This window comes from Desulfofalx alkaliphila DSM 12257, assembly GCF_000711975.1.
GTDB classification, from domain to species: domain Bacteria; phylum Bacillota; class Desulfotomaculia; order Desulfotomaculales; family Desulfohalotomaculaceae; genus Desulfofalx; species Desulfofalx alkaliphila.
Map to the genome: position 1 here is coordinate 87,126 of NZ_JONT01000011.1, position 6,762 is coordinate 93,887.

General features: G+C 41.9%; 8 protein-coding genes. 2 read left to right on the forward strand and 6 right to left on the reverse strand.

The window, feature by feature from the left end; all coding sequences use genetic code 11:
- Positions 1-9: 9 nt before the first annotated feature.
- From BR02_RS0107620 to BR02_RS0107630, 3 genes are all read right to left on the reverse strand, one after another.
- Positions 10-1,182, reverse strand: coding sequence for a glycosyltransferase family 4 protein (locus BR02_RS0107620; RefSeq protein WP_051688198.1), 1,173 nt, complete (start codon positions 1,180-1,182; stop codon positions 10-12).
- 240 nt (positions 1,183-1,422) lie between these two features.
- Positions 1,423-1,578 (reverse strand): hypothetical protein, encoded by a 156-nt coding sequence (locus BR02_RS15430; protein ID WP_157834941.1) that lies wholly within the window; start codon positions 1,576-1,578, stop codon positions 1,423-1,425.
- 9 nt (positions 1,579-1,587) lie between these two features.
- The gene (locus BR02_RS0107630; RefSeq protein ID WP_031515810.1) at positions 1,588-1,776 is read right to left on the reverse strand and encodes a ferredoxin; all 189 of its coding nucleotides are present in this window, start codon (positions 1,774-1,776) and stop codon (positions 1,588-1,590) included.
- 146 nt (positions 1,777-1,922) lie between these two features.
- Here BR02_RS0107630 and BR02_RS0107635 point away from each other — a divergent pair, with 146 nt between their 5' ends.
- Entirely contained in the window at positions 1,923-2,957 is a 1,035-nt protein-coding gene (locus BR02_RS0107635) for an SIR2 family protein (protein ID WP_238442426.1), read from the forward strand.
- Here BR02_RS0107635 and ablB read toward each other — a convergent pair.
- On the reverse strand, positions 2,952-3,845 hold the full coding sequence (ablB, locus tag BR02_RS0107640; RefSeq protein ID WP_157834942.1) for a putative beta-lysine N-acetyltransferase: 894 nt from the start codon (positions 3,843-3,845) through the stop codon (positions 2,952-2,954). The genes BR02_RS0107635 and ablB overlap by 6 nt on opposite strands.
- On the reverse strand, positions 3,814-5,127 hold the full coding sequence (gene kamA / locus BR02_RS0107645) for a lysine 2,3-aminomutase (protein WP_031515816.1): 1,314 nt from the start codon (positions 5,125-5,127) through the stop codon (positions 3,814-3,816). The genes ablB and kamA overlap by 32 nt, the downstream gene beginning before the upstream one ends.
- A gap of 186 nt (positions 5,128-5,313) precedes the next feature.
- Between kamA and BR02_RS0107650 the strand changes: the two genes are divergently transcribed.
- Positions 5,314-5,607: a hypothetical protein gene (locus tag BR02_RS0107650; protein WP_051688199.1), complete on the forward strand. Its 294-nt coding sequence runs from the start codon at positions 5,314-5,316 to the stop codon at positions 5,605-5,607.
- A 53-nt stretch (positions 5,608-5,660) separates the two neighbouring features.
- Here BR02_RS0107650 and BR02_RS0107655 read toward each other — a convergent pair whose 3' ends face one another.
- Complete coding sequence (locus tag BR02_RS0107655) at positions 5,661-6,521, reverse strand: DegV family protein (protein WP_031515820.1); 861 nt, start codon at positions 6,519-6,521, stop codon at positions 5,661-5,663.
- Positions 6,522-6,762: the final 241 nt, after the last annotated feature.

Here is a 6,762-nt window from a genome sequence, read left to right on the forward strand (position 1 = left end):
CTCCAACATTTAAAATTCATAGCTAAGCATCGCCCTGTCAGGGGCTAAACCTTTTTCCAGCAGTACTTGATTATATATTTCCATAATATTCTGGGCCATTTTTTCCACCGTAAACTTTTTTTCCACCAGCCTTCTACCGGCTTCGCCCAGTTTTTTGGCCTTTGCCGGATTGTTTAATAACTCTCCTATGGCAGCGGCCAGTGCAACCGGTTCTTTTGGTTCAACCAAAATGCCGGTTTGGTCATGCTGAATAACCTCCGGTATTCCCCCTACCCCAGCGGCTACCACAGGACGACGGGCAGCCAATGCCTCCAAGATTGTCAAGGGTAAACCTTCGGTGACCGACGGTAGGACAAACACATCCAGAGCCGCCAATAACCGGGCAATATCATTTCTATGCCCGGTGAAAAAAACCCTGCCTTCCAGACCTAATTGTTCCGCCTCAGCCTGCAGCTGCTGCCCCAGGGGGCCATCGCCCACCACAATAAAATTAACCTGATATTCTTTTAGCATTGCCGCAGCCTGTAGAAAATAGGTTACTCCCTTTTGGGGGGCAAGCCGAGCTATAACCCCCACCAGCTTCCCCATTGGGGGAAGGCCAAGCTGTTTGCATACATGAAATTTGTTTGCCTTTTGCTGTATTCTATCTATATCGATGCCGTTATATACCGTCACTACTTTATCCTCTGGGATTTGCTCCCTTGTGATTATCTCCCTACGCAAGGCCTCTGAAACTGTAATAATGCGATCTGTGCCATTGGCAAGGATTTTCTCTACGGTGGCCATGGTCTTCTTTTTTAGTGGCGACCAATCGGCATAAAAAATAGAGTTATGAACGGTGAACAGCACAATGGGTGTTTTGCAAAGCAAGGCCGCAGTACGGCTCACCAAAGCTGCCTTTGAGCTATGGGTATGAAGAATAGTTACCCGGTACTGTTTTAAATATCTTGCCAAGAGCATTGCCGCCAGCAAATCGGAACTTGGTGACAAATTTCCTTTAAGCTGGATAGGTAGTACGGCAACACCGTCTTCCTTAAGCTCTTTCTCAACTTCACTGCCTCCGGGGCAGGCAACTATTATCTTATACCTACTGTGATCGGTATGGCGTACTAAATCCAACAGGTGGTTTTTCATTCCCCCCGCTGCCGGACGAATGACGTGAAGAACTGTTATCCTTGACAATTTATGCCCCCCACAAGCGGTGAAAGGCATAAAATACCATTGGAGTATTATACTTCCCTGTATTTATATGCCTTTACTTCGCCGTTAATAGTTTAATTACCTGCATCATAATTACTTAACACTATAAAAATTATAAGCCGTGCAGGATCAGCTCAAGCGGTGTATGCCGGCCGCAGTCTATACCGTCTCTGAAATAATAACACTCTAAATAGTATTTAAAAGGTGCGTTTTAACGCACCTTCAGTCCACAGCAGAACCTTCACCTGCTGTTTTTCCCTTGTCTTCTCTTCTTTTGCTTTTATATGCCAGTTCTTGTTTAAATAACTCTACATCAAGGGCACCCGGTGTTTTAGTGTTCACGTTTATTCTTGCTTTATCATTTTCTTTCAGCGCCATCTACCTCCGTTACGAAATACTAATGGCATCTGTGGGGCAACTTTCCGCAGCCTCCTGGGCTTGTTCTTCTACCTCTTCGGGAACTTCATCCACAATGGCAGATGCCTTGTCATCATCGTTCCAATCGTACACTTCAGGACACACATCTATACATGCCCCACAGCTAATACAAAGATCTTGATCAACCTCTGCTTTCATTCTTTTCCACCTCCAGTGTTGTTACCAAATGCTATTATAGTTTGCCTGCTTTTTTTAATTTTATCCATTATTGTAGCCTGCATAATATACTTGGCATACTTGCACAATAGAAAAAAAATTAATTCGGAGGTAGGTCGTTGAAAACCGTGTATGTATTAGGTGCTGGGGCCAGCGCCGGTTACCAAAATTCATATATTGGAGAGACCAGCCCGGTGGCTAAAAACTTCTTTCAAAAGGCTTGCCGGGTAATTAATATTCATAGGGTAAAAGATAGACACTTTGCCGATGAAAATTATACTTACAACAATTTATTTTCTTTTATAAAAAAATATTGGGGGGGTAATGTGGTTGATATATGCAGTGCCCATGCAGAGGTGGACATGGAAGAGGTGTTAACCCTACTTCATATAGAGTTAGAAGAGCAACCCCATTCAGAAACATTAAAAAAGGCCTGCCAGGAATATATGTTGTTAATGGCTTTAACCTTTGACAAGATATTGTACGGCGACCCTTGCCCTTACCACCAAAAAATTGCCGCCAGCCTGTCACCCGGAGATGTAATCATTTCATTTAATTATGAATTGTTGATGGATAATGCTTTGCTGTCTGAAAACAACTGGTCTCCCAAGGACGGTTATGGGGTTGAATGTCATTTGTTGTCGAACGAAAACCTATTAATACAGCAGCCGTCCCGCGTGCAGCTTTTAAAGCTGCACGGCTCCCTTAATTGGTTATATTGTAATAAATGCCATCAACTATTTACTGCCTTAGAGTATCACAACAAGGTTTTAAGGTTAGTATTTAATCATTCGGAAAAAGTTGCATGTACCCATATGAACTGCCGGCACCCCTTGCAACAGATAATCATTCCTCCAACCATGATGAAAAACTATCATACCATGCCTTTTACGCAAAAACTATGGCGCCGGGCCATGAAAGCACTGGCCGACGCCGATTATGTCGTGGTAATGGGTTATTCTTTCCCGCCCTCTGATTTTCGTACCAAGTGGTTATTTCGGAAGGCAATGGCAATGCCCTGTGTCAAGCCAAAAAAGGTAACCTTGGTAAACCATGCCACCGGTGAGATGTTAAATTCCCTATTAAAAATGTACCGTGCCTTAATGCGCACTGACGATATTAACAGCTATGCCACAATAGCGGATTTTACTAAAACTCTATAGTTTTTTATACCAGATATTCATATCCTCAAATCCGCCTGCTATATGACAATTGTTTATTAATCTACCCTTATAGCTATATTTTAGTTTGTGCAGCACCGCATTCATACCATAAGAGGTGGCCCTTGCTAAACTGTAAAACACTTTTATATTTTTATTAACCAATTCACTTTCCAGTGCTAATATTGCAGTTGTTAATAAGCCCATTCCCCGGTAATCGGGTAATGTTGCACAGTGAGTTATTTCAGCATTTTTATTTTTTCCATCTATTTCAGCAGAAGCAGCACTGACAATTTGGCCATTGTCAAACACCGCCATAAAAATTGCCCTTTTATTTATCAAGGCCCGCACATAGTCTGCATTTAATAATGGGCTGGGGTAACTGCTAAATATATTGCTGTATAGGTCCACCAGTTTCTCAGCATCTGCAAGGTCAGCGGCCTTTAATTTTAAGCCCTCAGGCAGCGGCTTTTCAGCCGGTTTGCCGGCAGAGCTATAAATATCCTTAATTATCTTCTCTTCTTCCGGCAGCGTGTTACTAAACGCTCTTTTACCGTCTAAGAATAAGGACAGGCAATAACAATGTTCTCCGGCAAAAAAGTTCGGTATACTGCCCTCCAAAACAAAGTTATGTGCTAACAGCCTTTCTTTATATATTCCCCGGACAAAAAATATTATCTTGCCCAGTTGATTTTCCACCGCCATCTCCTTAGCCCGATTTATAATTATAGCAATATTATCACCGCTAAAATCAATTACCTTTAACCTGCTGTTAAATTTGTCTATCACAATTTTACCACTTTGATTGTATTGGCTTAACTCTATTACGTAACCATATTCTCGGCAATTTTTATTATATTTATTGGTACTTACGGTAGGCTGTTGTTCCACCCACACGACCCCCTTTTACTTTGCTGCCAAACCTTTTGCGCCTTTTTATCCTTAGGTTGCCCTGGGGTGTTAGACTGGTGGCTTGTTCCGTTATAAGCCTTTCTATGCCCACAGTTTCACCCTTCTTTAAGCGCATCTGTTTATCGCTGTAACATCGGGTGCCCTCATGGGGAGGCAGTGGGTAAGAACAAACCACCCCCTCATAATTGCGTAAGATCACTTTGTCATCCGCCTGTGAAATCATATACTGGGGGCCCAGGGGAATCTTCCCACCCCCTCCCGGAGCGTCCACCACATATGTAGGTACTGCCAGCCCGGAGGTGTGACCCCTCAACATTTCAATAATTTCAATCCCCCGGTAAATTGAGGTGCGAAACTGCTCTATCCCCGGCGACAGATCACACTGGTATATGTAGTAGGGGCGCACTCTGATCATCAATAGCAGGTGCATTAATTTTTTTATTGTGTAAGGGCAGTCATTAACTCCCCTCAGCAGCACCGTTTGGTTGCCCAAAGGTATGCCACTGTCCGCCAATCGCTCACAGGCCTCCCGGGCCTCTGCAGTGATTTCCTTGGGGTGATTAAAGTGAGTGTTTACATATATGGGATGGTATTTTTTTATCAGTCTGCATAGGTCCTCGGTAATGCGCATCGGCATCACCACCGGGGTTCTGGTGCCTATGCGAATAATTTCCAAATGCTTGATGCGGCGCAAACGCCATAAAATATATTCCAATCTTTCATTGGATATCAGCAGACTGTCACCGCCTGATAAAATTACATCACGTATCTGGGGCGTGCCCTTGATATAATCAATGGCCAGATCAATATCCTTCCGTGACCGGGCACGGTCGGTGACACCTGCAAAACGCCTGCGGGTACAGTGACGGCAATACATGGAGCATTGATCAGTTACTAATAGCAGTACCCTGTCAGGATACCGGTGGGTTAAACCCGGCACTGGAGAATCCAAATCTTCACTTAATGGGTCTTCCATATCATAACAACTTTGCTGTAGTTCCATGGAAACGGGTACAGCTTGTTTGCGAATCGGACATTGGGGGTCGTTAGCATCCATAAGTGACGCATAATAGGGGGTAATGGCCATACGCAATCGGCCAAGGGTTTGTTTAATAGCTATTTTTTCATGGTTTTCTAAGTTAATTACTTTCTGTAAATCTTCTATTGCAGTAATGCGATTTTGCATTTGCCACTGCCAATTATTCCAATCACTCTTACTGACATTTTTCCATAATGAAATCTTCCTATAGTCCCTTGGCATTTTTTCACCTACCGTAAATTTTTCCTCATCATTATTATTTACAGCCAAAGGGTAATTGATGTGACCCAATATGCCCATGGGCATTTGCCCTTCGATTAATCAGTTAGAACAAAAAAGGTTAAATCTAAATCACTATTATTTGTTTATCACATATCATAAATAAAGATTTGTGAAGGAGCCACTGTCATGCAGAAATATAACAATGAATTTTCCGGCCATAAAGACCCGAGAAGTCAAGGCCATTTTTATAAAGAGCTTGAAACTCTGCTGGCCACCGATGTTTTTAAGAAATTACTAAATTCACCCAACAATCAAATAGCACAAATAAACGCCGCCATAACCCTACTTATAAAAGCAGGTATTCCTTTTGTATTTGAATATACCCCAGGCACACGTCGTGAAGAAGCATCGGGTGAACTTACAGTTTATATTACTCCCACAACAACAATTATTTTCGAAATCTCCCTGGGGCCCGGGTAAAGTATCTTATAATGCCAAAGATAAAACCCCGAGGCTTACCTCAGGGTTTATTTCTAATTTGTAAAAAACACCGCTAGCGCACCGGGCCCTCCGTATGCTCCCACAACGGGCCCTATATTTCCAAGAACCACTTCTCGAACTTTTACTTCTTTTAAAATTTCCTCTTTTAATGCTAAGGCATCATTAAATGCTTCTCCATGTGATATAGCAATCACTTGATTTTCAGGGTTAATTATATTTTCTTTAACGGATTTGACAAAATGAAGTATTGCCTTTTTTCTTCCCCTCACTTTATCTAAAAGACCCACCTTGCCTTCTTTATCCAGACATAACATTATATTAATATTCAAAAGCATACCCATGGAATATTGCAGTCTACTGATTCTGCCGCCAATTTTCAAGTATTTTAAATCATTTACCGACATAAAAGTTCTCATGGTGTTTCTTTTAATCTCTAAATACTCAACTATTTCACTCAGGGGCTTTTGCTGCCTTTTCATCTCCACCGCTTGCATTACTAGCAGCCCCTGCCCTATGGAGGCAGTTAAAGTATTTATTAGGGTGATGCCGGCATTGGGTTTTTTTTCTAATACCATTCTTTTGGCTAGGCTGGCACTATTAAAGGTACCGCTTAAACCTGTAGAAACACCAATATATAAAACTTCAGTACCCTTTTTTACATGTTTATAGAATACGTCATAAAAACTTTGTGGGCTTGGTTGAGACGTTTTAACAATGCTACCCTCTTTCATCGCATGGTAAAACTCTTTATGGGTCATTGTTTTCCCAAAGTCATCGATATATTCTTGATCACCTAATTGATACGTAAGTGGCACATATTCTATATTGTTTTTTTCCACGTAGTCCATATGAAGATCACTACATGAGTCGGTCACTATTACAAATTCTTTCAAAAATTTTTCATCCTTTCTGTAATAAACAATAAGTATGTCGTAATGACGGGCAATTTGTCTTATTATATATTCTCACATTATAATAATCACCAACTAACTTTCTTGCGGTGCAGGTTAAATCTTCATATGGGCTATGGTATAAAAATAAAACCCCTGGGTTCTCCCAGGGGTCAAATTTTATTTCGGCAACGACCTACTCTCCCAGGGCTTATGCCCTAGTACCATCGGCCCTGCAGAGCTT